Source organism: Streptomyces cellostaticus (assembly GCF_023630175.1).
Taxonomy (GTDB): Bacteria; Actinomycetota; Actinomycetes; order Streptomycetales; family Streptomycetaceae; genus Streptomyces; species Streptomyces cellostaticus_A.
The window spans coordinates 1-23,668 of the sequence record NZ_JALLIN010000034.1 but is presented as its reverse complement, the minus strand read 5'-3'; the positions used below and the strand labels follow the sequence as shown (position 1 = coordinate 23,668).

Sequence of the window (23,668 nt, the reverse complement as noted above, 5' to 3'; positions counted from 1 at the left end):
CCACTGTCGGTAAGGAGTATTCGGCGTGACAGTGGTGTCATGACCGGAAACCAGATCGAAGGCCTGATCGGAATGCTCACCACCCTCGGCATCCTGGTCCTCCTGATCCTCCCGTCCGTCCTCGGCATCGCCCGCGACAGGCGGGTCGACCGGCAACTCAGGGAGGCCCGGGAGTCCCAGGGCGCGCAGAGCCGGCAGCGGGAGGCTCAGAAGTCCTCGTCCAGGTCGACCGTGCCCTCCACGGCCACCTGGTACGCCGACGGGCGGCGCTCGAAGAAGTTCGTCAGTTCCTGAACGCCCTGCAGCTCCATGAAGGAGAAGGGGTTCTCCGACCCGTACACCGGGGCGAAGCCCAGACGCGTCAGGCGCTGGTCGGCGACGCACTCCAGGTACTGCCGCATCGACTCGGTGTTCATGCCGGGCAGGCCGTCACCGCACAGGTCGCGCGCGAACTGCAGCTCGGCCTCGACGGCCTCCCGCAGCATGTCCGTGACCTGCCCGCGCAGCTCGTCGTCGAACAGGTCCGGCTCCTCCTTGCGGACGGTGTCGACCACGTCGAAGGCGAACGACATGTGCATCGTCTCGTCGCGGAAGACCCAGTTGGTGCCGGTGGCCAGGCCGTGCAGCAGGCCCCGGCTGCGGAACCAGTAGACGTACGCGAAGGCGCCGTAGAAGAACAGGCCCTCGATGCACGCGGCGAAGCAGATCAGGTTCAGCAGGAAGCGGCGGCGGTCGGCCCTGGACTCCAGCCGGTCCAGCTTCTCGACCTCGTTGATCCACTTGAAGCAGAACCCGGCCTTCTCCCGGATGGAGGGGATGTTCTCCACCGCCGCGAACGCCGCCGCCCGGTCGTCCGGGTCGGGCAGGTAGGTGTCCAGCAGCGTCAGGTAGAACTGGACGTGGACGGCCTCCTCGAAGAGCTGGCGGCTCAGGTAGAGCCGGGCCTCGGGGGAGTTGATGTGCTTGTAGAGGGTCAGCACCAGGTTGTTCGCGACGATCGAGTCGCCCGTCGCGAAGAAGGCGACCAGGCGGCCGATCAGATGCTGCTCGGCCGGCGTCAGTTTCGCGAGGTCGGCGACGTCGGAGTGGAGGTCGACCTCCTCCACGGTCCAGGTGTTCTTGATGGCGTCGCGGTAGCGCTCGTAGAAGTCCGGGTAGCGCATCGGGCGGAGAGTCAGCTCGAAGCCGGGGTCGAGCAGGTTGGTGTTACGAGTCATCACAGTCGGCGCGGGGCGCCGTCCTCCGGGGGGTGTTGGTCGGATCGGGGTGGCGGGCGGGAACTACTGGCAGGCCTCGCACGACTCGGGGTTCTCGAGCGAGCAGGCGACCGCGTCGGGGTCGGTGACCCGCTGGACCGGGACCGGCGCCTCGGACCGCGCCCGTCCCTGGGCGGCGCGGGCGATCCGGGTCGCCGGACGGGAGCGCAGGTAGTACGTCGTCTTCAGGCCCGACTTCCAGGCGTACGCGTACATCGAGGAGAGCTTGCCGATGGTCGGCGTCTCCAGGAAGAGGTTCAGGGACTGCGCCTGGTCGAGGAACGGGGTCCGGGCCGCCGCCATGTCGATCAGGGCGCGCTGCGGGATCTCCCACGCCGTGCGGTACAGGGCCCTCACCTCCGCCGGGATCCAGGCGAGGTCCTGAACGGATCCGCTGGCGTCGCGCAGCGCCTCGCGGGTGCGGGCGTCCCACACGCCCAGCTCCTTCAGGTCCTGCACCAGATACGAGTTGACCTGCAGGAACTCGCCGGAGAGCGTCTCGCGCTTGAACAGGTTGGAGACCTGCGGCTCGATGCACTCGTAGACCCCCGCGATGGACGCGATGGTGGCCGTGGGCGCGATGGCCAGGAGCAGCGAGTTGCGCATGCCGACCTCGGCGATTCGCTCGCGCAGGGCCGCCCAGCGCTCCGGCCAGGTGAGCCCGACGCCGTAGTGGTCGGGGTGCAGCACGCCCTGGGCGGTCCGGGTCTTCCGCCACGCGGGCAGCGGGCCGTTGCGTTCGGCGAGGTCCGCGGAGGCCTCGTACGCGGCGAGCATGATCCGCTCGGCGATCCGCGAGGACAGGGCCCGCGCCTCGGGGGAGTCGAAGGGCAGCCGCAGCTTGAAGAAGACGTCCTGCAGGCCCATCGCGCCCAGGCCCACCGGACGCCAGTTGGCGTTCGACCGGCCCGCCTGCTCGGTCGGGTAGAAGTTGATGTCGACCACGCGGTCGAGGAAGGTGACGGCCGTGCGGACCGTCTCGTCGAGCCGCTCCCAGTCGAGGCCGCCGGCCTCCGTGTCCACGAAGGCGCCGAGGTTGACCGACCCCAGGTTGCAGACCGCGGTCTCCCCGTCGTCGGTCACCTCCAGGATCTCGGTGCACAGGTTGGAGGAGTGCACGACGTGGCCCGCGGTCGCCGTCTGGTTGGCGGTGCGGTTGGCCGCGTCCTTGAAGGTCATCCAGCCGTTGCCGGTCTGCGCGAGGGTGCGCATCATGCGGCCGTACAGGTCCCGGGCGAGCATCGTCTTCCTGGCGAGCCCGGCGGCCTCCGCCCTGCGGTACGCGGCGTCGAACTCCTCGCCCCACAGGTCGACCAGCTCCGGCACGTCCGCCGGGGAGAACAGCGACCACCGCTCGTCGGCGCCGACCCGGCGCATGAACTCGTCCGGGATCCAGTGCGCGAGGTTCAGGTTGTGCGTGCGGCGGGCGTCCTCACCGGTGTTGTCGCGCAGCTCAAGGAACTCCTCGATGTCGGAGTGCCAGGTCTCCAGGTACACCGCGGCGGCGCCCTTGCGCCGGCCGCCCTGGTTCACCGCCGCCACCGAGGCGTCCAGCGTCTTCAGGAACGGCACGATGCCGTTGGAGTGCCCGTTGGTGCCGCGGATCAGCGAACCGCGGCTGCGGATGCGGGAGTACGACAGGCCGATGCCGCCGGCGTGCTTGGAGAGGCGGGCGACCTGGTGGTAGCGGTCGTAGATGGAGTCCAGCTCGTCCAGCGGGGAGTCGAGGAGGTAGCAGGACGACATCTGCGGGTGCCGGGTGCCGGAGTTGAAGAGGGTGGGGGAGGAGGGCAGGTAGTCCAGCCGGCTCATCAGTGCGTAGAGCGCGGCGACCTCGCCCACGGAGCGGGCGGTGTCGTCCTCGGCCAGTCCGGCGGCGACGCGCAGCATGAAGTGCTGGGGCGTCTCGATCACCTTGCGGGTGATGGGGTGGCGGAGCAGGTACCGGCTGTGCAGCGTGCGCAGGCCGAAGTAGCCGAAGCGGTCGTCGGCCACCGGGTCGACCAGCGCGTCGAGCCGTTCGGCGTGCAGCCGGACGAACTCCGCGGTGCGGTCGGCGACGAGGCCCTCCCGGTGGCCCACGGCGACGGACCCGGTGAAGGACGTGACGCCCTGCGAGGCGGCCTCGGCGCGGATGGAGATGGTCAGCAGCCGGGCGGCCAGCCGGGAGTAGGCGGGGTCCTCGGAGATCAGTCCGGCGGCCGCCTCCGTGGCCAGCTCGCGCAGTTCCGCCTCGTCGGCCCGGGCGGACCGGCCGCGCAGCGCGGCCGCGGCGACCCGGCCGGGGTCGGCGTCGGGGAGGTCGGCGGTCAGCTCGGTCAGGGTCCGCAGCAGCGCGGCGCCGGGACCGTCGGTCCCCACCGGGGCTCCGCTCGCCGGGGTGGCTGAAGCCGGGTCGGCTGGCGCGATGGTCACGTGGGGCTCTCCCTCGCTCGGCACGGGGCCTGGCGGAGGGCAGGGGGCAGGGCGAGCGCGCACGGCGTCGCGTCCCCGGCCCATTCCACGAGGCCCGGACGTCGATGAGCACCCGGACCGGACGGCCGGGCGCGTGCTGCCGGCAGGTCCTCGGACTGGACCAGGCGTGCCGAAACACGCGAGTACACCGTTGCGGGACAGTTCCGGATTCACACCGGATTCCCCTGCGGCGACAGCGAGCATGAGCATACATCTAGTGCCGGGCTGTCGTGTCACCCCCACATGTTGTGCCTGTTGCGTGTTGTGGTGGCTCCGCTGGGTCAACTCGCGGGACAGCGGGCCGCCGTGGGTGGTGCCCTCGGCGGCCCGCTGCGCGGTGGTTCGGGACGGCGGCGCTAGTGCGCGCCGCCCGCGGTGGCGGGCGGGAGTTCCACCTCGACCCCCGGGTCGCCCGCGTCCGCCGTGTAGTCCTCCGGCCTGGTCTCGTCCAGGCCCTCGGGGGCCTTCACGGCCTTCAGGACGAAGGTGAGCACCACGGTGACCACGGCGTTGAGCGCGAACGCCGTGAGGCCGATGTAGCCGATCTCCCCGATGCCCGGGATCTCCTTGGCGGAGCCGCCGAAGTGCTTCTGGGTCGGCGAGGCCACCCCGTACGCGGCGAGCGTGCCGTACACCATGCCGACCGCCCAGCCGGCGAGCAGCGCCCAGCGGTGGAACCAGCGGGTGAACAGGCCGCCGACCAGGGCCGGGAAGGTCTGCAGGATCCAGATGCCGCCCAGCAACTGGAAGTTGATGGCGACCGTCTTGTCCATCGTCAGGACGAAGACCAGCGCGCCCACCTTCACCAGCAGCGACACGATCTTGGAGACACGGGTCTCCTCCTTCGGCGTGGCGTCGGGCTTGATGAAGTCCTTGTAGATGTTGCGGGTGAACAGATTCGCCGCCGCGATGGACATGATGGCCGCGGGCACCAGGGCGCCGATGCCGATCGCCGCGAAGGCCACGCCGGCGAACCAGTTCGGGAACATGTCCTCGAAGAGCTGCGGGATCGCGAGCTGGCCGTTGGTGACCTTCACCCCGGCCGCGATCGCCATGAAGCCGAGGAGGGCCAGCAGGCCGAGCATCAGCGAGTACAGCGGCAGGATCGTGGTGTTGCGGCGGATCACCTCACGGCTCCTGGAGGACAGGGTCGCGGTGATCGAGTGCGGGTACATGAACAGGGCGAGCGCCGAGCCGAGCGCCAGGGTGGCGTACGTCCACTGGCCCGCCTCCGGCGGTGTGAGCGCGCCGCGCGGCTTGCCGGTGGCCGGGTTCACCTGGCTGAAGGCGTCGCCCGCCTTGGCGAAGATGTCGTCGAACCCGCCCAGCTTGATCGGGATGTAGATCATCGCCACCGCGATGACGATGTAGATCAGCGTGTCCTTCACGAACGCGATCAGGGCGGGGGCGCGCAGACCGGACGAGTAGGTGTACGCGGCCAGCACGCCGAAGGCGATGAGCAGCGGCAGGTCCTTCACGAACCAGTTGGTGTTCTCGCCGCCGCCGACCCCCATCACGTCCAGCACCGCCTGGATGCCCACGAGCTGGAGCGCGATGTACGGCATCGTGGCGAGGATGCCGGTGACCGCCACGGCCAGCGACAGGCCCCTGGAGCCGAACCGGCCGCGCACGAAGTCCGAGGTCGTGACATAGCCGTGGCGGTGCGAGACCGACCACAGCCGGGGCAGGAAGGTGAAGATCAGCGGGTAGACGAGGATCGTGTACGGGACCGCGAAGAAGCCGGCCGCACCCGCCGCGTAGATCGCCGCCGGTACGGCGACGAAGGTGTACGCCGTGTACAGGTCGCCGCCGAGCAGGAACCACGTGATCCAGGTGCCGAACGACCGCCCGCCCAGGCCCCATTCGTCCAGGGAGTGCTCGTTGTCGGCCCGGCGCCAGCGAGCGGCCAGGAAGCCCATGACCGTGACGGCCAGGAAGAAGAAGATGAAGACGCCGAGCGCGACGCCGTTGACGCCGTCCTTCACTTCGCCGCACCCCCGCTCCGGGTGGCGCGGGCGCGCTGGTCACGCCGCCACAGCTGGTGCGCCAGCACCGTGAGCGCCGTGGAGATGACCACCCACAGCATCTGGTACCAGTAGAAGAAGGGGATCCCGATGAACGCGGGGTCGGTCTTGGCGTACGAGCCGACCCACAGCATCGCCACGAAGGGCGCGACGAGACACAGGCCGATGACCACCCGGACCGGCGTCACCACCGGTGGGCTCGTTTCTTGCGTTTCGGACATGCCACGGCTCCGTCCCCTCGCTGATCACCTGTGTAATGCGCAGGCAATCTAGGTGACGCCGTCACGGCAGCGGAAGACCTCGTCCGCATCTCTGCACATCGTTTTCGCGTGCGGAGCGTGAGGGTGTCCGGTGCCGGTCAGTCCTGGGGGCGCTTCAGGCGGGCCACGAACTTGTACCGGTCGCCCCGGTAGACGGACCGCACCCACTCCACCGGCCGGCCGCCGCGGTCCAGGGAGTGGCGGGAGAGCATCAGCATCGGCAGACCCACGTCGGTGCCGAGCAGGCCCGCCTCGCGCGGGGTGGCCAGGGAGGTCTCGATGGTCTCCTCGGCCTCGGCGAGATGGACGTCGTAGACCTCGGCGAGTGCCGTGTACAGGGACGTGTACTTCACCAGCGACCGCCGGAGCGCCGGGAAGCGCTTGGCCGACAGATGGGTGGTCTCGATGGCCATGGGCTCGGCGTTGGCCATGCGGAGCCGCTCGATGCGCAGCACCCGGCCGCCGGCCGTTATGTCGAGCAGTTCGGCGAGCCGGTCGTCGGCGGTGATGTACCCGATGTCCAGGAGCTGCGAGGTGGGCTCCAGGCCCTGCGCGCGCATGTCCTCGGTGTAGGAGGTCAGTTGCAGCGCCTGGGACACCTTCGGCTTGGCGACGAAGGTGCCCTTGCCCTGGATGCGCTCCAGGCGGCCCTCGACGACGAGCTCCTGCAGGGCCTGCCGGACGGTCGTGCGGGAGGTGTCGAACTCGGCCGCCAGCGTGCGCTCCGGCGGGACGGGAGTGCCCGGCGCCTGCGTCTCGGTCATGTCGAGCAGGTGCTTCTTCAAGCGGTAGTACTTGGGCACGCGCGCGGTACGGACGGTCGTGCCGGCCTCGTGCTCCGCACTGCTGACGTCGGTGCTCATGCTCTGCCTTCCCGGCTCCGGATGCCGAAAGCGGCCGACCGACCGTCGGCCACGGCTCACATCGTGGCACGGCTTCGTGGATCGGGCTCCACCCGCACGCTCCGTGATCCCCTCTGTATACCGGCGCGCCCCCTGCTGGTCTAGTCCAGCGGCCCCGGCGTCACGGCCCGCCGCGTCCCCCGCGGGCGCGCCGGGGCCGTCCGGGCTATATGCCCTGCCAGTCCGGCTTGTTGGCGTAGGCGTGCCGGAAGTAGTCGGCCAGCTTGAGCTCGGACGCGGCGGCCTCGTCGACGACCACTGTGGCGTGCGGGTGCAGCTGGAGTGCCGAGGCCGGGCAGACGGCGGCGACCGGCCCCTCGACGGTGGCGGCGACCGCGTCCGCCTTGCCCTCGCCGGTGGCGAGCAGTACCAGGTGGCGCGCCTCCAGGATGGTGCCGATGCCCTGCGTGATCACATGGTGCGGAACCTGCTCGATGTCGCCGTCGAAGAAGCGCGCGTTGTCGATCCGGGTCTGCTCGGTCAGCGTCTTGATCCGGGTGCGCGAGGCGAGTGAGGAGCACGGCTCATTGAACCCTATGTGCCCGTCCGTCCCGATCCCGAGCAGTTGCAGGTCCACCCCGCCGGCCCCGGCGAGCGCGCGGTCGTAGGCCTCGCAGGCCGCCTGGACGTCGTCGGCGGTGCCGTCCGGTCCGATGAAGGCCTCCATGGCGATGCCGAGCGGCTCCAGCACCTCGCGGCGCAGCACCGAGCGGTAGGACTCGGGGTGGTCGGCGGGCAGCCCCACGTACTCGTCGAGCTGGGCTACGCGCGCCCCGGAGGTGTCCACCGCGCCGGAGCGCCGCTTGACGGCCAGGGCCTGGTAGACGGGCAGCGGAGTGGAGCCGGTGGCCACACCGAGCAGCGCGTCGGGCTTGCGTCGCAGCAGCCCGGCCATGGCCTCGGCGATCAGCTCGCCGCCCGCCGCGGCGTCCGGAACGATGACAACTTCCACGCTGGGCCTGCCGTTCTCAAGAGGGCTTGAAGTCTGGGAAACCTGTCATGTGGTTTAGACCAATCTAACAGAACGAGCGGCAGGGGGCCGGGGCGCGAACCGCCCCCTGCGTCGTTCTCTAGCGATCGCTACATTAAAACGGTACTACGCGGGACGGATATTTCTCTAGGGGTCGCTATAGAATGACCTCCATGGTGACCGGTCAGGAGACGAACGGGCAGGCCAGGCCGTCGAGGTCGCGGGGCCGCCCGCGCTCCTTCGACCGGGCGACCGCCCTGGAGAAGGCGCTGGCGGCCTTCTGGCGGCACGGCTACGAGGCGACCTCGGTCTCCGACCTCACCCGGATCATGGGTATCGGCGCCCCGAGCCTCTACGCGGCCTTCGGTGACAAGCGGACCCTGTTCGAGGAGGTCGTCCGGGTCTACACCGGCGGCCACGGTGCCTTCGCCGACCGGGCCCTCGCCGAGGAGCCCTCCGCCCGGGCCGCCGTCGAGCGCACGCTGCGCGAGGCCGCCGTCCGGTACACCGACCCCGAGCACCCCCAGGGCTGCCTGATCGCGCACGCGGCCACCAACTGCACGAGTCCCGAGGTCGAGCGGCTGCTGCGGGAGCGGCGCGACGCGTCCCTGGCCGCCCTGGACGCCAGGATCCGGGCCGACGTGGCGGCCGGCCTGCTACCCGCCGGTACCGACGCCGCGGCCCTCGCCCGGCACGCGACCGCGGTGCTCCACGGCATGTCCCAGCAGGCCCGTGACGGCGCGGCCCGGGCGGATCTGGAGGCGCTCGCCGAAATTGCCATGGCCATCTGGCCCCGCACCTGAGCCGGGCGGGCTAGGCTGCGTGGCATCGCGTGCCGTCTCGACGCACGCCCTCGCGCACATGGACACGCACTCGTGGTCTAGTCCACAATGCGGAGAGGGAATCCTTAGGGAACAATGAACAGCTTCCGTCTTCCCCGCACAGGAAGGCGGACCGAGGACCCGGCGCTCTCTGCCCTGACTGCCCCGGATCCTCGGCCTTCGGCCGGCCGGGACCGCACACCCCGCGGCCGATGATGCTCCGGGCTGCGGTGCCGGAAGGGTTGAGGGTCCCTTCCAGGCGCCGCGGCCCGCGGGTGTTTTTTCGGTCACCAGTGCGGCCCCGGGTACGCTCGCAGCGTGCCCTCCATGAACGAACTCGTACGCCAGCACACGGCCCTCGACGACTCCGACCTCGAGTGGCTCCACCTGCTGGTCTCGGAGTGGCAGCTGCTCTCCGACCTCTCCTTCGCCGACCTGGTGCTGTGGGTCCCGACCAGTGACGGCACCCGGTACGTCTCGGTCGCCCAGATGCGCCCCAACACCGGGCCGACCTCGTACCAGGACGACATGGTCGGCCATCTGGTACCGCGCGGCCGGCGGCCCATGCTGGACGCGGCGCTGGACGAGGGCCGGATCGTGCGCGAGGGCGACCCGGAGTGGCGCGAGGAGGTTCCCGTCCGGGTCGAGTCCATCCCCGTGCGGCGGGCCGGCCGGGTCCTCGGTGTCATCGCCCGCAACACCAACCTGCTCACGGTCCGCACCCCGAGCCGGCTGGAGCTGACCTATCTGCAGAGCGCATCGGATCTCGCGCAGATGATCGCGGCCGGCTCCTTCCCCTTCCCCGACCAGCAGGTCGACATGGACGCCTCGCCGCGGGTCGGTGACGGGCTGATCCGGCTCGACGCGGACGGCACCGTCCAGTACGCCTCGCCGAACGCCCTGTCCGCCTACCACCGGCTCGGCCTCGCCGCCGACCTGGTCGGTCACCACCTGGGCCGGACCACCGCCGAACTCGCGCCCACCCGGGGCCCGGTGGACGAGGCGCTCGCCAAGGTGGCGAGCGGCTGGGCGCCGCGCGAGTTCGAGATCGAGGCGCACGACGGGGTCATCCAGTTCCGGGCCATTCCGCTCAAGCCCAAGGGCACCCGCATCGGTTCGCTGGTGCTGTGCCGGGACGTCACCGAACTCCGGCGCCGCGAACGTGAGTTGATTACCAAGGACGCGACGATCCGGGAGATCCACCACCGGGTGAAGAACAACCTGCAGACGGTCGCCGCCCTGCTCAGGCTGCAGGCCCGGCGCATCGGTTCCGAGCGTGGCCGGGAGGCCCTGGAGGAGGCCGTCCGCCGGGTCGGCTCCATCGCGATCGTGCACGAGACGCTCTCGCAGAACCTCGACGAGCGCGTGGAGTTCGACGACATCGCCGACCGCGTGCTCGCGATGGTCGCCGAGATCTCACCGGGCAAGGTGACCGGCCGGCGCAGCGGGCGCTTCGGCATACTCGACGCCGAGGTCGCCACCCCGCTGTCGATGGTGCTCACCGAAGTGCTGCAGAACGCCCTGGAGCACGGATTCCGCGAGGGCGACACCGGCACGGTCGAGGTCTCCGCGGTCCGTGGCGGCACCTCCCAGGAGGCCCGCCTGCTGGTCACGGTCCAGGACGACGGGGTCGGCCTGCCCGAGGCGTTCGACCCGCACCGTTCGGGCAACCTCGGCCTGCAGATCGTACGGACGCTGGTGGAGGGCGAGTTGGGTGGCACCTTCGACATGGTCCCGGCGCCGGAGCGGGGGACCCGGGTGATCCTCGACATCCCGGTGCGCGCGCAGAAGTGAGCCCGCCCGCCCCCGAACAGCATTGAGCCCCGGACCACTCGGTGATCCGGGGCTAAAGCTCGAAGCTATGCGCATCGGGGGTACTGCGCGCTGCGGCTCGGGGGCGGGAGATGCGTACGCGGTGTACGCGCCGCCAAGCTCAGGCTGTCAGCAGGGGTGGGATGTCAGGCGGAGGCCTGACGGGCCCGGTTGCGGGCGGCGCGGCGCTTCATGGCGCGGCGCTCGTCCTCGCTGAGACCACCCCAGACGCCGGAGTCCTGACCGGACTCGAGCGCCCACTGCAGGCACTGCTCGATAACCGGGCAGCGACGGCAGACGGCCTTGGCTTCCTCGATCTGCAGCAGCGCAGGACCGGTGTTGCCGATGGGGAAGAAGAGCTCGGGGTCTTCCTCGCGGCAAACGGCGTTGTGACGCCAGTCCATGGCTGCTACCTCTCCTTGGTATTACATGCAAGTTGCTTGTGAATGTGAACGCTTTCACGAATCCCCCACAAGCGAAGGGCCTACCGCCGGGTCTTCCCCGGCGTGGTCCTTGGTTTGAAGAGGGGTTCCGGTGATCAGTGGAGGCCGTTCCTGCGGGCCGTCCCGATCGCCACGTAGAGACTCGCAAACCTCAGCGGCGGATACAACCCCTTCCGGAAAGTTTTTTTTGATTCCTCGGTGTCGACTGGGTCACAGCCGTACTTCCATGGGGTGGATCCTGGCCTAAACGTTCGAGTGAAAGGACTTTCGCCCGTTCTGCTCACACAATCACACGCAGTGCGCGGCGTACGCCTGTGAACGTCACGCTCGTACGCAGCCCCAGGTGGTCACCGTCCATCTGAAGGGGCAGCGGCACCTTCGAATGCAAGGTGAACCGTTCCAGATCGTGGAGTGAGACGGCATGCTTCCCATGAGGTCCCCGCTCGGGGGACGAAGTGAGCAACTGGGTGCCATACCGGGCAACCGCGGCCGTGGACAGACGGCTGAGACCGAGTACGTCGAGGCCCGTGTCGAACGAGGCCTTAGGTGACGTGTACATCGGGCGATTGCCGAGATACGTCCAGGGGGAGGTGTTCGAGGCTATGGCGACCACGAGGTCGGTGACCGGCTCCTCGCCGGCCCGTTCGAGCGTGATCGTGCCGTGCCGGCGGTGCTGCTCGCCGAGGAACTGGCGCATGACCTGGCGTACGTACAGCGCGTGCGTCGACTTCTTCCCGCGCTCGCGCTGTTGTTCCACCCGGCCGACCACGCCCGCGTCGAAGCCGAGCCCCGCGTTGAAGGTGAACCAGCGCGCCGGCACCGACTCGTCCTCGGTGCCGGGCGTGCCCGAGGCCAGGCCCAGGCCGACGACCCGCTCGCTGTTCTCACGCAGGGCGTCCAGCAGGGCGCCGGTGGCCTCGACCGGGTCGTTGGGCAGGCCGAGCGCGCGGGCGAAGACATTGGTGGAGCCGCCCGGCACCACGGCGAGGCCGGGCAGCCGGTCCGGGTCGGGGCCCGCGTGCAGCAGGCCGTTGACCACCTCGTTGACGGTGCCGTCGCCGCCGAGGGCCACGACCATGTCTATGTCCGAGCTCTGCGCGGCCTGCCGGCCCAGGTCGCGGGCGTGGCCGCGGTACTCGGTGGTGACCGCTTCGAGCTTCATCTCGCTTGCCAGCGCGTGGATCAGCACGTCACGTCTGCGTGCGCTTGTGGTGGTTGCCGCCGGATTGACCACGAGAAGTGCACGCATGGATGGCAGCGTACCTACTGGGGGGTACCCGGCCCAGACCGAGGTAGGGATCCGGTAAGAGGAGGGGACGTGAGCCTGCCCACGCGCCCTCGTGCCGGCGGTCCGCGCGCGGCACCTCCCCGCGGCCGGCCCGGCCGGCCGGCGGATACCCTTCAGGGGTGAGCAGTGAGCAGAACCCCGCACCGGACACCGCCGGAGCCCCCGCGAGTGCCGGGCCGCGCCCGCGCCGGCTGACGTACGCGGCGGCCCTGACCGCGCTGGAGGGGGTCGCCCTCGTGATCGGCGGCGTGTGGATCCTGGTCCTCGGACTCACCGGCGCCCCGGACGACCGTCGGCAGGCCGTGACCGGCGGGATCACCCTGCTGGTACTGGCGCTGCTGCCGCTGCTCGCCGCGCGCGGCCTGCTGCTGCGGCGCGGCTGGAGCCGCGGCCCGGCGGTGATCACCCAGCTCATGGCGCTGCCGGTGGCCTACAACCTGCTCCAGGCCGACAGCATGGCCATTCCGGGCGGAATCGCCCTGGCGGTCGTGGCGGTCGCCGCCCTGGTGCTCCTGGTGAGCCCGGCGACGACCCGGGCGCTCGGGATCAAGGGCCCGGGCCGGGCCGAGTAGCCGGTCCGCTCCGGTCCGCTCACTCCTCCACCAGGAGCTTCTCCCGCAGCTGGGCCAGGGTGCGGGCCAGCAGCCGGGAGACGTGCATCTGCGAGATGCCGACCTCCTGCGCGATCTGCGACTGGGTCATGTTCCCGAAGAAGCGCAGCAGCAGGATCCGTTTCTCGCGGGGCGGAAGGTCCTCCAGCAGGGGCTTGAGGGACTCCCGGTACTCCACGCCCTCCAGTGCCTCGTCCTCGGCGCCGAGGGTGTCGGCCACCGCGGGGGACTCGTCGTCGGTGTCGGGGACGTCCAGCGACAGGGTGGAGTACGCGTTGGCGGACTCCAGGCCCTCCAGGACCTCCTCCTCGGAGATGGCCAGCTTCTCGGCCAGCTCGTGGACGGTGGGCGAGCGGCCGTGCAGCTGGGACAGCTCGGCCGTGGCCGTCGTCAGCGCCAGGCGCAGCTCCTGCAGCCGGCGCGGCACCCGGACCGCCCAGCCCTTGTCGCGGAAGTGCCGCTTGATCTCGCCGACGACGGTCGGGGTGGCGTACGTGGAGAACTCCACGCCGCGCTCCGGGTCGAAGCGGTCGACGGACTTGATCAGGCCGATCGTGGCGACCTGGGTGAGGTCGTCCAGCGGCTCGCCCCGGTTGCGGAAGCGGCGGGCGAGATGCTCGACGAGCGGCAGGTGCATGCGGACGAGCTGGTTGCGCAGTTCCGCGTACTCCGCGCTGCCCGCGTTCAGGCGGCGCAGTTCGAGGAACATCGCACGCGCCCCGCTGCGGTCCTGGGGAGCGTGATGGGTGGCCTGCACGGCCTCGGCGCCCACCGCGTCGTCCTCCGCGTTTCGCTCGTGCTCGCTCATCGTCCCGCCCGTAGCCCTTCCCCGAGCCCTCGCCTCCGCGCGGGCCGCGGACCCGGATCCGCCGCGTGCCTTCGCGGGCGCGTTCCGCACGGCACCGTCGCCGGCGGCCTCGGCGGAGTCGTCCTCCGGGTGTGGCCTGGCCTGCTCGGGGATGCCGTCGATGCCGTCCCCCATGCCTCGGGTGCCGTCGGTGGGGCCTCGGCCCTCCGCCGGCAGCTCCCGTGTGCCGCGCTCTTCGTCCCGCACCGGCCCGTCCCCGTTCCTCACGCCGGGCCGGGGCCCGCGCCGCGCTGTTTGTAGAGGCTGATCGATACGGTCCGGTCCTCGTCGACGGCGGACGAGACCTTGCCTGCCAGTGCCGAGAGCACCGTCCAGGCGAAGGTGTCGCGCGAAGGGGCGTGGCCGTCGGTGGTCGGTGCCGACACCGTGACCTCCAGCGAGTCGTCGACGAGCCGGAAGACGCAGCTCAGCACGGAGCCGGGCACGGCCTGCTGCAGCAGGATCGCGCAGGCCTCGTCCACGGCGATCCGCAGGTCCTCGATCTCGTCCAGGGTGAAGTCCAAGCGGGCGGCGAGACCGGCCGTTGCCGTCCGCAGCACCGACAGGTAGGCACCCGCAGCCGGCAGCCGGACTTCCACGAAGTCCTGGGTCGCGGGCTCGCCTGCGATCTGGGACACCCTCACCTCCATGGTGGTACAAGCTCTACGGGGCCGAGGGTCGCCCCCCGGGGTAACGCGTACGTGGTTCCGCGGTGACGCTATCGCGCTCCGAACGTTTCTGTCCCCGGGGCCCCAACCCCCTTGGCGTCACTCACAGTAAAGCTGTGGATACGCTCCGTGTCTAGAGGGTGTGTGGGCCCAAATGGGAAGAGGGCGCGCCGGGTTGACGTACCCCGGCGTCGCACGCTCGAACCGTCGGCGGTGACCGCTCCCTGAAGTGTCACACGAGTACGTGGTCGACGAAGCACCAGCGCCAGTCCTCGCCGGGCTCGAAGGTCCGCATCACCGGGTGGCCGGTCTCCGTGTGGTGCCCGGTGGCGTGCCGTCCGGGCGAGGAGTCGCAGCAGCCGATGTGGCCGCAGGTCAGGCAGAGCCGGAGCTGCACCGGATGCGTGCCCTGTGCGAGACACTCCGGGCACGTCTCGCTCAGCGGCTCGGGCTGCGGGTGCGGCAGCGCGTCGGAGTGCGTGCACTGTTTCATGATTGCCAGGTTACGACGGGCGTGCGGGTGGCCGCGCGGAAAAACGAGGGTGGGCGAGGACCATGGACGTGATGCCGCTGCTCCTGCTGGTGGCGGGCAGCGCCGCGGTCGCCGGGGCGGCCCGGCGCACCCCGCTGCCGGCACCGCTGCTGCTGGTCGCGGTCGGCCTGGCGGTCTCCTACATCCCGGGCGTGCCGGACTACCGGCTCGACCCCGAGGTGGTCCTGCCGCTCGTGCTGCCCCCGCTGCTGTACACCTCGGCGAGCGACAGCTCCTACCTCGACCTGCGGGCCCAGCTCAGACCGGTGGCCCTGCTGTCGGTGGGGTACGTGCTGTTCGCGACCGTCGTCGTCGGCTGGGCCGCCTACCTGGTCATCCCGGGGATGCCGCTGCCCGCCGCCCTGGTGCTGGGCGCGGTGGTGGCGCCGCCCGACGCGGTCGCCGCCACGGCGGTCGCCCGGCGGGTCGGGCTGCCGTCGCGGATCACTACGATCCTGCAGGGGGAGTCCCTGCTGAACGACGCCACCGCGATCACCGCCTACAAGGTGGCGCTGGCCGCCGCCATCGGCGAGGGCGCCACCTGGGCGGGTGGCATCGAGGAGTTCCTGATCGCGGCCGTCGGCGGTGTCGGCGTGGGCCTGCTGCTCATGGCGCCCCTGCACTGGCTGCGCACGCACCTGAGGGAACCGCTGCTGCAGAACACGCTGTCCCTGCTGATCCCGTTCGTCGCCTACAGCGTCGCCGAGCAGGTGCACGCCTCCGGCGTCCTCGCGGTCGTGGTCGTCGCCCTCTATCTCGGGCACCGCGCGTGGGAGGTCGACTTCGCCACCCGCCTCCAGGAGGACGCGGTGTGGAAGATGGTCGCCTTCATCCTGGAGTCCGCCGTCTTCGCCCTGATCGGCCTCCAGCTCCCGGTCGTCCTGCGGGGGCTCGGCGAGTACGAGGGCGTCACGGCCGCCTGGTACGCGGTCGCCGTCTTCCTGGTCGTCGTGCTGGCCCGCTTCGTCTGGGTCTACCCGGCGGCCTTCCTGCCCCGCCTGCTGTCGGAGCGGATCAGGACGCGGGAGGAGAACCCCACCTGGCGGGGCGCGATGGTCACCTCGTGGGCCGGGATGCGCGGAGTGGTCTCCCTCGCCATCGCCTTCTCCATCCCGCTGACCCTGCACGGCGGCCACCCCTTCCCGCAGCGCAACCTGATCCTCTTCTTGACCTTCACCACCGTCATCGGCACGCTGGTGCTCCAAGGGGTGACCCTGCCGCCGCTGATCCGCCTGCTCAGGTTCCCCAGCCGCGACCAGCGGGCCGAGACGCTGGCCGAGGCCAACGCCCAGGCGCAGGCCAGCCTGGCCGCGGAGAGCCGCCTCGAGGAACTCCTCTCCGACGAGCGCAACGCCCTGCCGCCGCCGCTCGCCGACCGTCTGCGCTCGGTACTGGAGCGCCGCCGCAACGCCGTCTGGGAGCGGCTCGGCCAGGTCAACCCGGTCACCGGTGAGTCCGTCGACGACACCTACCGCCGCCTGTCCCGCGACATGATCAGCGCCGAGCGCGAGGTGTTCGTCAGGCTCCGCGACCACCGCTACATCGACGACGAGATGCTCCGCGCGCTGCTGCGCAGGCTGGACCTGGAGGAGGCCGCCGCCTACCGGGAGGCCGCCTAGTGCTGCGACCGGAGGGGTTCACCGGCTGGCGACGCCCTGATGGGCGGCTGGTGCCGGGCTACGGGAAGGGCCGCCCGGTGACCACCGCCGCGAGTGTCGTCCCGCGCGGGAAGGCGCCCTCCTCGGCCAGGGCGACGAGTCCGTAGAGCATCTTGGCGACATATAGACGCTCCACGGGCAGCGAATGCCGCTGCTCGAAGTCCTGTGCGAAGGCGTCGAGCGCGGGCGTCGTGCGGGCGTAGCCGCCGAAGTGGAAGCGGTCGTCCACGGACCAGCTCCCGCTGCGGGCGCCGAAGGCGGCTTCCTGCAGGGCCCGCACGTCGGCGGCCAGGAAGCCGCCCTTGAGCACCGGTATGCCGAGGGCGCGGCCGCCGGGGGGCAGCCCCGCGGCGAGTCCGGCGAGCGTGCCCCCGGTGCCGCAGGCCACCGCGACGACCTCGGCGTGGCCGCCCAGCTCCGCGCCCAGGGCCCGGCAGCCGCGCACGGCCGCGGCGTTGCTGCCGCCCTCGGGGACGACGTACGCGTGCTCGGCGCCGGCGGCGCGCAGGATCGCTGCCAGCGTCTCCGGCTCGTGCTTGTGCCGGTATGTCGATCTGTCGATGAAATGCAGCCGCATGCCGTCGGCCGCGCACCGGGCCAGCGACGCGTTGAGCGGCCGTCCGGCCAGTTCCTGGCCCCGGACCACGCCGGTGGTCGGCAGCCCCAGCAGCCGGCCCGCCGCGGCGGTGGCACGCAGATGGTTGGAGTAGGCCCCGCCGAAGGTGAGCAGGGCCCGGCCCCGCGCCGCCTCGATGTTGGGTGCCAGCTTGCGCCACTTGTTGCCGATCAGCTCCGGGTGGATCAGGTCGTCCCGTTTGAGCAGCAGGCGCAGGCCGTGCCGCCCGAACCGCTCGTCCCGCACCTCCCGCAGCGGCGAGGGCAGACGCGGGGCGAGCGGATCGGTGCTGGTCACGTCCTCATTGTCGCCCGTGGGCGGCTACGACTTCAGGCGGTACCCCACCTGTTCCCGCAGCCACGCCATCGAGAAGCCGCGCGGGTCCACCTTGCCCGGCTGCCACTCCAGGTGGCCGATCACCGACCGCTCCGTCCAGCCGTGGTGACGGCACACGGCCGCCGCGGCCCGTGTGATCGCGTCCAACTGCGCCACGGGCCACGGGTCGTCGCCGTCGCCCAGGTTCTCGCACTCGAAGCCGTAGAAGTGCCGGTTGCCGTCGGTGTTCGCCTCGTTGTCCGGTGGCAGCCGCTTCTCGGCGATCACGGCCCGCAGCACGTCGTCGTCGCCGAGCCCGGCGTGGTTGGCACGGCCGTACCCGACCAGGTGGATCCTGCCGTCCTTGGTGATGGCGCCGTGGCACAGCGGGCCGGGGAGCGACGCGTACCCGTCGCGGCAGAGTTCGACGGTGCGGGCGCTGCCCCGGGTCACCGTGTGGTGGATCATCACGCCGTGGACCGGGCCCCACGGGCCCTTGTGGTTGCGGTTGTGGTGCTTCCAGTCGCCTACCTCGACCAGCGTCGCGCCCTCCGCTCGCAGCGCGGCCAGAAACCCGTTCGCGGACATGGGTGAGGCCATGGCCGCCTCCTTCGTGCTGTACCCGGTGGGCCGCCGGTCGCGGCCCACTCGGTAGGGCTGCTTCTACCGAAACCGGACGTCCCGGACACCTCGTTCGCATGCTGTGCGAGCCGATCCGGACAGGCCGCGCATCCCGGGCGGGGGCGGGCAAGGTCCCACTTTCTGCCCAGTAGTGCGATGATCCATTCCCGCTCTTTCGGGTAATGGCACGGCCACGTTACGTGATGGAAGCTTGCTCGTGAGACCGGTGTGCGATTCGGCACCGGGCATACATGAGAGGGCATCCCCATATGTCGGTAGGCGAAGAGGTCCGCACGGAGCAGGGCAAGCCGCAGCAGTCTCTTGGCACGGCGGCAGCGCGGAACCTGGCCACCACCACCAAGTCCGCCCCGCAGATGCAGGAGATCAGCTCCCGCTGGCTGCTGCGCTCGCTGCCCTGGGTGGACGTCCAGGGCGGCACGTACCGGGTGAACCGGCGGCTGACGTACGCCGTCGGCGACGGCCGCATCACGTTCGTGAAGACCGGCGACCAGGTGGAGGTCGTCCCGGCCGAACTCGGCGAGCTGCCGGCGCTGCGGTCGTACGAGGACGACGAGGTCCTCACCGAGCTGGCCCGGCGCTGCCGCCAGCGGAACTTCGCGCCCGGAGAGGTCATCGCCTCCTTCGGCGCCCGGACCGAGAAGGTCTACCTGCTGGCCCACGGCAGGGTCGAGAAGATCGGCTCGGGTCCGTACGGCGACGACGCGGTCCTCGGTGTCCTCGCCGACGGCGCCTACTTCGGCGAGGCGGCGCTGCTGGACCCGGACGCCATCTGGGAGTACACCGCCCGGGCGGACACCGCGTGCACGGTGCTGGTCCTCGGCCGCGAGGACTTCGAGCAGGTGGCCGAGCGCTCCGACTCGCTGCGCGAACACCTCCGCCGGCTGCGTTCCATCCCCGCGCAGCGGACCAACAAGTTCGGTGAGAAGGAGGTCGAGCTGGCGGCCGGCCACAGCGGCGAGCCGGACATCCCGCACACCTTCGTCGACTACGAGGCCCGGCCGCGCGAGTACGAACTGAGCATCGCCCAGACCGTGCTGCGCATCCACTCGCGCGTGGCCGACCTGTACAACCAGCCGATGAACCAGACCGAGCAGCAGTTGCGGCTGACGGTCGAGGCGCTGAAGGAGCGTCAGGAGCACGAGCTGGTCAACAACCGTGATTTCGGGCTCCTGCACAACTGCGAGTACGACCAGCGGCTCCAGCCGCACGACGGCGTACCCGGCCCGGACGACATGGACGAGCTGCTCAGCCGCCGCCGGGGCACCAAGATGTTCCTCGCGCACCCGCGTGCGATCGCCGCGTTCGGGCGTGAGCTGAACAAGCGCGGACTGGTGCCGGAGACCATCGACATCGGCGGCAACCGCATCCCCACCTGGCGTGGTGTGCCGATCTACCCGTGCAGCAAGATCCCCGTCACGCCGGAGCGCACGACCTCGATCATCGCCATGCGTACCGGCGAGGCCGACCAGGGCGTCGTCGGGCTCAGGCAGTCCGGCATCCCCGACGAGATCGAGCCGAGCCTGTCCGTCCGGTTCATGGGCATCAACGAACAGGCGGTCATCAAGTACCTGGTGACGGCGTACTACTCGGCCGCGGTCCTGGTGCCCGACGCGCTCGGCGTGCTGGAGAACGTCGAGATCGGCCGGTGGAGGTGACCACCGCGCACCGCGCCGCCGTGTCCCCGCCCTCCGGGGCGGGTACATCTCCGGAGTACGTGTTCACCCGGAGCGGGGGCGCCGCCGTGCACGGGCGTCGCGAGGGGGAGCCATGGCCGACTTCATGACGGAGACCAGGCGGCGCGCACCCGGACCGCGTGAACCGCGCGACTCCACCGGTGGCGGCGCGGCCGGCCCGCCTGACGGGCAGGAGGCGACGCTGCTGCTGGAGCGGACCCGGGCCGTCGTGGACCCGGAGCTGCGCGCGGCCGTCGACTCGTTGCCCGGTTCGATGCGCCGGATCGCCCGCTACCACTTCGGCTGGGAGCGCGCGGACGGCACCGCGGCCGCGGGCAGCGCGGGCAAGGCGATCAGGCCGGCACTGGTCCTGGCCGCGGCCGCGGCGCTCGGTGGCCCGAGAGCGGGTGCGGCGGCCGTCCGGGCCGCCGTGGCGGTCGAACTGGTCCACAACTTCACGCTGTTGCACGACGACGTGATGGACCGGGACACCACCCGAAGACACCGGCCCACGGCCTGGACCGTGTTCGGCGACGCCGACGCGATCCTCGCCGGGGACGCGCTGCAGGCGCTGGCCCTGCGGCTGCTCGCCGCGGACCCGCACCCGGCCTCCGGGCCGGCCGTCGTCCGGCTCGCCGACTGCGTCGTCGAGCTGTGTGCCGGCCAGCACACCGACACGGCGCTGGAGCTGCGGGCTCCCGAGGAAGTGACCCTGGCCGAGGTGCTCGCCATGGCCGAGGCGAAGACCGGCGCGCTGCTGGGCTGCGCCTGTGCGCTCGGCGCGCTGTACGCGGGCGCCGCGGAGGACGACATCGCCGCACTGGACGGTTTCGGGCGCCAGGCCGGGCTCGCCTTCCAGCTCATCGACGACGTGATCGGCATATGGGGCGACCCGCTGCGCACCGGCAAGCCGGCCGGTGCGGATCTCGCCGCCCGCAAGAAGTCCCTGCCGGTCGTGGCGGCGCTGACCTCCGGCACTCCGGCGGCGGCCGAACTCGCCGCGGTGTACGGCAAGCCGTACGCCGCGGCGGAGGACGCGGACGGAGCGGAGATCACCCGCACGGCCCTCGCGGTCGAGCGGGCCGGCGGCCGGGACTGGGCGCAGGCCGAGGCGGCCGACCGGATGGGCCGGGCCGTGCAGGAGCTGGCCCGCGCCGTCCCGGCGCCGGAGACGGCGGGCGGACTGCTGGCCCTGGCCGAGTTCGTGACCCGGCGCAGCAGCTGAGGCGGCCGTCGTCCGTCGGCCGGCCGAGGGCCCGGGGCCACCGCGACCGCGCGGCTCCTGACCCCGCACGGTCGCCGGGCTCCGGCTCGGGGCGGGCCCCGCGCACCCCCACCGTGCGCGGGCCCCGCCGCTCGCCTCCGACGGACGACGCGCTCCCCGCCGTCGGCCGAGTGATCCGCCGGGCGGGGCTACGCCTCCGGTACGACCGTCCTCACGATCCTCTCGACCAGGCCCTCCGGGACGGTCACACCCTCCAGGGCCCCGTCCAGGACGCCGGGGAGGGTGAGGTGTTCCAGGAGGAGACCGAGCATCGCGAGGTAGAGCACGGTGACGGTCTCGTCGCCACCGGGCAGACCGGCCGCGCGGTGGAACTCCATGCCCTGCTCCAGGTCCCCGCGCAGCGACGCGGTGAAGGAGGCCCGCAGTTCGGGGCGCCGGGTGGCCTCGAGACGCATCTCGAACAGGGCCAGGTAGCCGGTGCGGTCACGGGTCGCGCGGTCCATGAGGTCCCGCATGAAGGCCGCGACCAGGGCCCGGTCGCGGGGTCCCGTCAGGAGCGCCTCCAGCACCCCGGGATCCGGCGCCAGCCGCACGTGCAGCCGGCCGTCGATCTGGCGGAGCAGGTCGTCCCGGCCGGTGAAGTAGTTGGAGGCGGTGCCGGTGGGCACGCCCGCCTCGCCGTCCACCGCGCGGAACGTCAGCCCGCGCGCGCCCTCCCGCGCCAGTACGGCGATGCCGGCGTCCACCAGCGCCGCACGCCGTTCCGGATTGCCCGCCATGCGGAATCCCTTCTGTCACTTGGTCCCGGACCGGATCCCGTTCCGGAAACACCTTGCAACCACTACGAATGGAGTACTACAAATGAAGCACTACAAGCGAAGTGGTCATTCGGCCGCTTCGCAGCCTACGAAAAGAGACCCGCTTGCGAAAGCTCACCTACTTCGTCGCCTGCTCGCTCGACGGCTTCATCGGCGACGAACAGGGGGACGCCACCGCGATGTTCCGCTTCCTGGACGAGGAGTACCTCGACTTCCTGCGGGCGGAGTTCCCCGAGACCCTGGCCGGCCCCGCGCGGGCCCACCTCGGCCTCGACCACCTGGAGAACCGGCGGTTCGACACGGTCGTCCAGGGCCGCGCCAGCTACGAGCTGGCGCTGAAGGAGGGCATCACCAGCCCCTACTCCCATCTGCGGCAGCTCGTCGCCTCACGCACCCTCGGCACCTCACCGGACCCGGACGTCGAGATCGTCGCCGACGACGTGGTCGGGCGCGTGCGCGCCCTGAAGGCGGAGCCGGGCGACCTGGACATCTACCTGTGCGGAGGCTCGCGGCTCGCCGGAGCCCTGCTCGACGAGGTCGACGAACTCGTCGTCAAGAGCTACCCGATCGTCTACGGCACCGGCATGCCGATGTTCCGCACCGGCTCGCCGGTCGCGCAGTTCGCGCTGGACTCGGTCCGCGCCTTCGGCAACGGCGTGGTCGTGCGGACGTACCACCGGGAGCGCTGAGCCCCCGCCCGCCCTACCCTGAGGACATGGGCAGCGAGAAGGATGTCTGTCCCGTCTGCGGGCAGCCCGTCGAAACGGTCGTCGGCCGGTACAAGACGCTGGGCGCGTGGGTGCCGAAGTGGGGCCCCGGACCCTGCCACAACCCCGAGTGCGCGTCCCGAGCGAAGCGCACCGAGCCCGCCGCGCCGGCCGCCGCGGACACCGGTGACGGTCGCTCGCGCTCCGGCGGAACCACCGCGCGGCGGTCCTGAGGCGGAGCCGAGCCCCCGCGCCGGATCCGTACCCCGGTGCGTGCGGCCCGGCCGGCGCCGTAGCGTGGCCGCATGCCGAAGCTTCCGTACATCGTCCACATCACCGAACGCGCACTGTGGGACGAGGCCCGCGCGCACGGCTCGTACGAGATGTCCACCCGTGGCCGCACCCTCCAGGAGGAGGGATTCGTCCACTTCTCCACCCGCGAGCAGCTCCCGCGCATCGCGGCCTTCCTGTACGGCGAGTACGCGGGCCCGGACGAGCTGGTCGTGCTGGTCGTGGACCCGGCCCTGCTCGGCGTGCCGGTGAGGTACGAGGCCATGCCGCCCAACGGCGAGGAGTTCCCGCACGTGTACGGGCCCGTCCCGGTCGACGCCGTGGTGGCCGTGGAGCCCTGGGGGTGACCCGGCAAGGGGGGATCCTCAGCCCGCCTCCGGGTCCACCGGCCAGCGCCCCGCGGGCGGGTCGGCGGGCCGCTGCAGGAACCGCAGCATGTTCCCGGCCGGGTCCCGGAACGCGCAGTCCCGCACCCCGTACGGCTGGTCCGTCGGCTCCTGCAGCACATCGCCGCCGGCCTCCCGGACCCGCTCGTACAGCGCGTCGCAGTCCGCGGTGGTGAAGATGACGCCGCGCAGCAGCCCCTTGGCGAGCAGTTCCGCGATCGCCTGCTTGTCGGCCGGTGAGATGTCCGGGCTCGCGCCCGGCGGCTCCAGCACGATCTCCACGTCCGGCTGCAACGGTGACCCCACGGTGACCCACCGCATCCCCTCGAAGCCCACGTCGTTGCGGACCTCCATGCCGAGCACGTCGCAGTAGAAGTGAAGCGCCTTGTCGTGGTCGTCCACGGCGATGAAGCACTGCTTGAGTTTCAGGTCCATGACCTCACGCTAGT

At 71.3% G+C, this 23,668-nt stretch carries 25 protein-coding genes and 1 riboswitch; of the genes, 10 read left to right on the top strand and 15 right to left on the bottom strand.

Annotation, left to right across the window (positions count from 1 at the left end):
- The first annotated feature begins 39 nt into the window (after positions 1–39).
- Positions 40–294, top strand: coding sequence for a hypothetical protein (locus MXD57_RS21555; RefSeq protein ID WP_250403387.1), 255 nt, complete (start codon positions 40–42; stop codon positions 292–294).
- On the opposite strand, the gene MXD57_RS21550 is transcribed toward MXD57_RS21555, so the two are convergent.
- From MXD57_RS21550 to nagB, 6 genes are all read right to left on the bottom strand, one after another.
- Complete coding sequence (locus MXD57_RS21550) at positions 207–1,217, bottom strand: ribonucleotide-diphosphate reductase subunit beta (RefSeq protein WP_250403386.1); 1,011 nt, start codon at positions 1,215–1,217, stop codon at positions 207–209. The two genes, MXD57_RS21555 and MXD57_RS21550, sit on opposite strands and share 88 nt — an antisense overlap.
- Positions 1,218–1,280: 63 nt before the next feature.
- Positions 1,281–3,671 (bottom strand): ribonucleoside-diphosphate reductase subunit alpha, encoded by a 2,391-nt coding sequence (locus MXD57_RS21545; RefSeq protein WP_250403385.1) that lies wholly within the window; start codon positions 3,669–3,671, stop codon positions 1,281–1,283.
- A gap of 124 nt (positions 3,672–3,795) precedes the next feature.
- Positions 3,796–3,920: riboswitch (cobalamin riboswitch) on the bottom strand.
- Between the two features lie 146 nt (positions 3,921–4,066).
- On the bottom strand, positions 4,067–5,695 hold the full coding sequence (gene mctP, locus MXD57_RS21540; protein WP_250403384.1) for a monocarboxylate uptake permease MctP: 1,629 nt from the start codon (positions 5,693–5,695) through the stop codon (positions 4,067–4,069).
- On the bottom strand, positions 5,692–5,955 hold the full coding sequence (locus tag MXD57_RS21535; RefSeq protein ID WP_250403383.1) for a DUF3311 domain-containing protein: 264 nt from the start codon (positions 5,953–5,955) through the stop codon (positions 5,692–5,694). Before MXD57_RS21535 ends, mctP begins: the two co-directional genes overlap by 4 nt.
- A gap of 137 nt (positions 5,956–6,092) precedes the next feature.
- Positions 6,093–6,857 carry a GntR family transcriptional regulator gene (locus tag MXD57_RS21530; protein ID WP_250403382.1) on the bottom strand — a complete coding sequence of 255 codons (765 nt, stop codon included), beginning with the start codon at positions 6,855–6,857 and terminating at the stop codon, positions 6,093–6,095.
- Positions 6,858–7,062: 205 nt separating this feature from the next.
- Positions 7,063–7,848, bottom strand: a complete 786-nt coding sequence (gene nagB, locus MXD57_RS21525) for a glucosamine-6-phosphate deaminase (protein ID WP_250403381.1) — start codon at positions 7,846–7,848, stop codon at positions 7,063–7,065.
- 191 nt (positions 7,849–8,039) lie between these two features.
- Between nagB and MXD57_RS21520 the strand changes: the two genes are divergently transcribed.
- Together MXD57_RS21520 and MXD57_RS21515 are read left to right on the top strand one after the other, a co-directional pair.
- Complete coding sequence (locus MXD57_RS21520) at positions 8,040–8,669, top strand: TetR/AcrR family transcriptional regulator (RefSeq protein WP_250403380.1); 630 nt, start codon at positions 8,040–8,042, stop codon at positions 8,667–8,669.
- 345 nt (positions 8,670–9,014) lie between these two features.
- A complete protein-coding gene (locus tag MXD57_RS21515; protein ID WP_250403434.1) occupies positions 9,015–10,481 on the top strand; it encodes a sensor histidine kinase in 1,467 nt (488 codons plus the stop codon).
- A 164-nt stretch (positions 10,482–10,645) separates the two neighbouring features.
- Here the strand turns inward: MXD57_RS21515 and MXD57_RS21510 are convergent, their stop codons facing one another.
- Both MXD57_RS21510 and MXD57_RS21505 read right to left on the bottom strand, forming a co-directional pair.
- Positions 10,646–10,903 carry a WhiB family transcriptional regulator gene (locus tag MXD57_RS21510; RefSeq protein ID WP_003992873.1) on the bottom strand — a complete coding sequence of 86 codons (258 nt, stop codon included), beginning with the start codon at positions 10,901–10,903 and terminating at the stop codon, positions 10,646–10,648.
- Between the two features lie 319 nt (positions 10,904–11,222).
- On the bottom strand, positions 11,223–12,191 hold the full coding sequence (locus MXD57_RS21505) for a diacylglycerol/lipid kinase family protein (protein WP_250403379.1): 969 nt from the start codon (positions 12,189–12,191) through the stop codon (positions 11,223–11,225).
- A gap of 158 nt (positions 12,192–12,349) precedes the next feature.
- Between MXD57_RS21505 and MXD57_RS21500 the strand changes: the two genes are divergently transcribed.
- On the top strand, positions 12,350–12,802 hold the full coding sequence (locus MXD57_RS21500) for a hypothetical protein (RefSeq protein WP_250403378.1): 453 nt from the start codon (positions 12,350–12,352) through the stop codon (positions 12,800–12,802).
- Between the two features lie 19 nt (positions 12,803–12,821).
- Here MXD57_RS21500 and MXD57_RS21495 read toward each other — a convergent pair whose 3' ends face one another.
- From MXD57_RS21495 to MXD57_RS21485, 3 genes are all read right to left on the bottom strand, one after another.
- Positions 12,822–13,895, bottom strand: a complete 1,074-nt coding sequence (locus MXD57_RS21495; RefSeq protein WP_250403377.1) for an RNA polymerase sigma factor SigF — start codon at positions 13,893–13,895, stop codon at positions 12,822–12,824.
- Between the two features lie 17 nt (positions 13,896–13,912).
- Positions 13,913–14,326: an anti-sigma factor gene (locus MXD57_RS21490; RefSeq protein ID WP_006136266.1), complete on the bottom strand. Its 414-nt coding sequence runs from the start codon at positions 14,324–14,326 to the stop codon at positions 13,913–13,915.
- 262 nt (positions 14,327–14,588) lie between these two features.
- Positions 14,589–14,849 carry a UBP-type zinc finger domain-containing protein gene (locus MXD57_RS21485; protein ID WP_250403376.1) on the bottom strand — a complete coding sequence of 87 codons (261 nt, stop codon included), beginning with the start codon at positions 14,847–14,849 and terminating at the stop codon, positions 14,589–14,591.
- A 62-nt stretch (positions 14,850–14,911) separates the two neighbouring features.
- On the opposite strand from MXD57_RS21485, the gene MXD57_RS21480 reads away from it, so the two are divergent.
- Positions 14,912–16,507: a Na+/H+ antiporter gene (locus tag MXD57_RS21480; protein WP_250403375.1), complete on the top strand. Its 1,596-nt coding sequence runs from the start codon at positions 14,912–14,914 to the stop codon at positions 16,505–16,507.
- 58 nt (positions 16,508–16,565) lie between these two features.
- Here the strand turns inward: MXD57_RS21480 and MXD57_RS21475 are convergent, their stop codons facing one another.
- Together MXD57_RS21475 and MXD57_RS21470 are read right to left on the bottom strand one after the other, a co-directional pair.
- Entirely contained in the window at positions 16,566–17,459 is an 894-nt protein-coding gene (locus MXD57_RS21475; protein WP_250403374.1) for a 1-aminocyclopropane-1-carboxylate deaminase/D-cysteine desulfhydrase, read from the bottom strand.
- A gap of 24 nt (positions 17,460–17,483) precedes the next feature.
- Positions 17,484–18,077: an N-acetylmuramoyl-L-alanine amidase gene (locus tag MXD57_RS21470; protein ID WP_250403373.1), complete on the bottom strand. Its 594-nt coding sequence runs from the start codon at positions 18,075–18,077 to the stop codon at positions 17,484–17,486.
- Between the two features lie 290 nt (positions 18,078–18,367).
- Here MXD57_RS21470 and MXD57_RS21465 point away from each other — a divergent pair, with 290 nt between their 5' ends.
- Both MXD57_RS21465 and MXD57_RS21460 read left to right on the top strand, forming a co-directional pair.
- On the top strand, positions 18,368–19,774 hold the full coding sequence (locus MXD57_RS21465; RefSeq protein ID WP_250403372.1) for a family 2B encapsulin nanocompartment shell protein: 1,407 nt from the start codon (positions 18,368–18,370) through the stop codon (positions 19,772–19,774).
- A 112-nt stretch (positions 19,775–19,886) separates the two neighbouring features.
- Entirely contained in the window at positions 19,887–21,017 is a 1,131-nt protein-coding gene (locus MXD57_RS21460) for a family 2 encapsulin nanocompartment cargo protein polyprenyl transferase (protein WP_250403371.1), read from the top strand.
- A 188-nt stretch (positions 21,018–21,205) separates the two neighbouring features.
- Here MXD57_RS21460 and MXD57_RS21455 read toward each other — a convergent pair whose 3' ends face one another.
- Positions 21,206–21,796 carry a TetR/AcrR family transcriptional regulator gene (locus tag MXD57_RS21455; protein ID WP_250403370.1) on the bottom strand — a complete coding sequence of 197 codons (591 nt, stop codon included), beginning with the start codon at positions 21,794–21,796 and terminating at the stop codon, positions 21,206–21,208.
- A 143-nt stretch (positions 21,797–21,939) separates the two neighbouring features.
- On the opposite strand from MXD57_RS21455, the gene MXD57_RS21450 reads away from it, so the two are divergent.
- The 3 genes from MXD57_RS21450 to MXD57_RS21440 all read left to right on the top strand — a co-directional run bounded on the left by MXD57_RS21450 (position 21,940) and on the right by MXD57_RS21440 (position 23,180).
- Positions 21,940–22,524 carry a dihydrofolate reductase family protein gene (locus MXD57_RS21450; protein ID WP_250403369.1) on the top strand — a complete coding sequence of 195 codons (585 nt, stop codon included), beginning with the start codon at positions 21,940–21,942 and terminating at the stop codon, positions 22,522–22,524.
- 26 nt (positions 22,525–22,550) lie between these two features.
- Positions 22,551–22,775, top strand: a complete 225-nt coding sequence (locus tag MXD57_RS21445; protein ID WP_250403368.1) for a hypothetical protein — start codon at positions 22,551–22,553, stop codon at positions 22,773–22,775.
- A 72-nt stretch (positions 22,776–22,847) separates the two neighbouring features.
- A complete protein-coding gene (locus tag MXD57_RS21440) occupies positions 22,848–23,180 on the top strand; it encodes a DUF952 domain-containing protein (protein ID WP_250403367.1) in 333 nt (110 codons plus the stop codon).
- A gap of 18 nt (positions 23,181–23,198) precedes the next feature.
- On the opposite strand, the gene MXD57_RS21435 is transcribed toward MXD57_RS21440, so the two are convergent.
- A complete protein-coding gene (locus MXD57_RS21435) occupies positions 23,199–23,654 on the bottom strand; it encodes a VOC family protein (protein ID WP_250403366.1) in 456 nt (151 codons plus the stop codon).
- Positions 23,655–23,668: the final 14 nt, after the last annotated feature.

Excerpts from the sequence above, each read along its gene's own strand:
- MXD57_RS21535 (WP_250403383.1), bottom strand. The coding sequence starts at position 5,955 with ATGTCCGAAACGCAAGAAACGAGCCCACCGGTGGTGACGCCGGTCCGG.
- MXD57_RS21470 (WP_250403373.1), bottom strand. The coding sequence starts at position 18,077 with ATGGCCTCACCCATGTCCGCGAACGGGTTTCTGGCCGCGCTGCGAGCG.
- MXD57_RS21555 (WP_250403387.1), top strand. The coding sequence starts at position 40 with ATGACCGGAAACCAGATCGAAGGCCTGATCGGAATGCTCACCACCCTC.
- MXD57_RS21435 (WP_250403366.1), bottom strand. The coding sequence starts at position 23,654 with ATGGACCTGAAACTCAAGCAGTGCTTCATCGCCGTGGACGACCACGAC.
- MXD57_RS21485 (WP_250403376.1), bottom strand. The coding sequence starts at position 14,849 with ATGAAACAGTGCACGCACTCCGACGCGCTGCCGCACCCGCAGCCCGAG.
- MXD57_RS21460 (WP_250403371.1), top strand. The coding sequence starts at position 19,887 with ATGGCCGACTTCATGACGGAGACCAGGCGGCGCGCACCCGGACCGCGT.
- MXD57_RS21505 (WP_250403379.1), bottom strand. The coding sequence starts at position 12,191 with ATGCGTGCACTTCTCGTGGTCAATCCGGCGGCAACCACCACAAGCGCA.
- MXD57_RS21550 (WP_250403386.1), bottom strand. The coding sequence starts at position 1,217 with ATGACTCGTAACACCAACCTGCTCGACCCCGGCTTCGAGCTGACTCTC.
- MXD57_RS21515 (WP_250403434.1), top strand. The coding sequence starts at position 9,015 with ATGAACGAACTCGTACGCCAGCACACGGCCCTCGACGACTCCGACCTC.
- MXD57_RS21530 (WP_250403382.1), bottom strand. The coding sequence starts at position 6,857 with ATGAGCACCGACGTCAGCAGTGCGGAGCACGAGGCCGGCACGACCGTC.
- MXD57_RS21455 (WP_250403370.1), bottom strand. The coding sequence starts at position 21,796 with ATGGCGGGCAATCCGGAACGGCGTGCGGCGCTGGTGGACGCCGGCATC.
- MXD57_RS21520 (WP_250403380.1), top strand. The coding sequence starts at position 8,040 with ATGGTGACCGGTCAGGAGACGAACGGGCAGGCCAGGCCGTCGAGGTCG.
- MXD57_RS21445 (WP_250403368.1), top strand. The coding sequence starts at position 22,551 with ATGGGCAGCGAGAAGGATGTCTGTCCCGTCTGCGGGCAGCCCGTCGAA.
- MXD57_RS21480 (WP_250403375.1), top strand. The coding sequence starts at position 14,912 with ATGGACGTGATGCCGCTGCTCCTGCTGGTGGCGGGCAGCGCCGCGGTC.
- MXD57_RS21440 (WP_250403367.1), top strand. The coding sequence starts at position 22,848 with ATGCCGAAGCTTCCGTACATCGTCCACATCACCGAACGCGCACTGTGG.
- MXD57_RS21465 (WP_250403372.1), top strand. The coding sequence starts at position 18,368 with ATGTCGGTAGGCGAAGAGGTCCGCACGGAGCAGGGCAAGCCGCAGCAG.
- MXD57_RS21510 (WP_003992873.1), bottom strand. The coding sequence starts at position 10,903 with ATGGACTGGCGTCACAACGCCGTTTGCCGCGAGGAAGACCCCGAGCTC.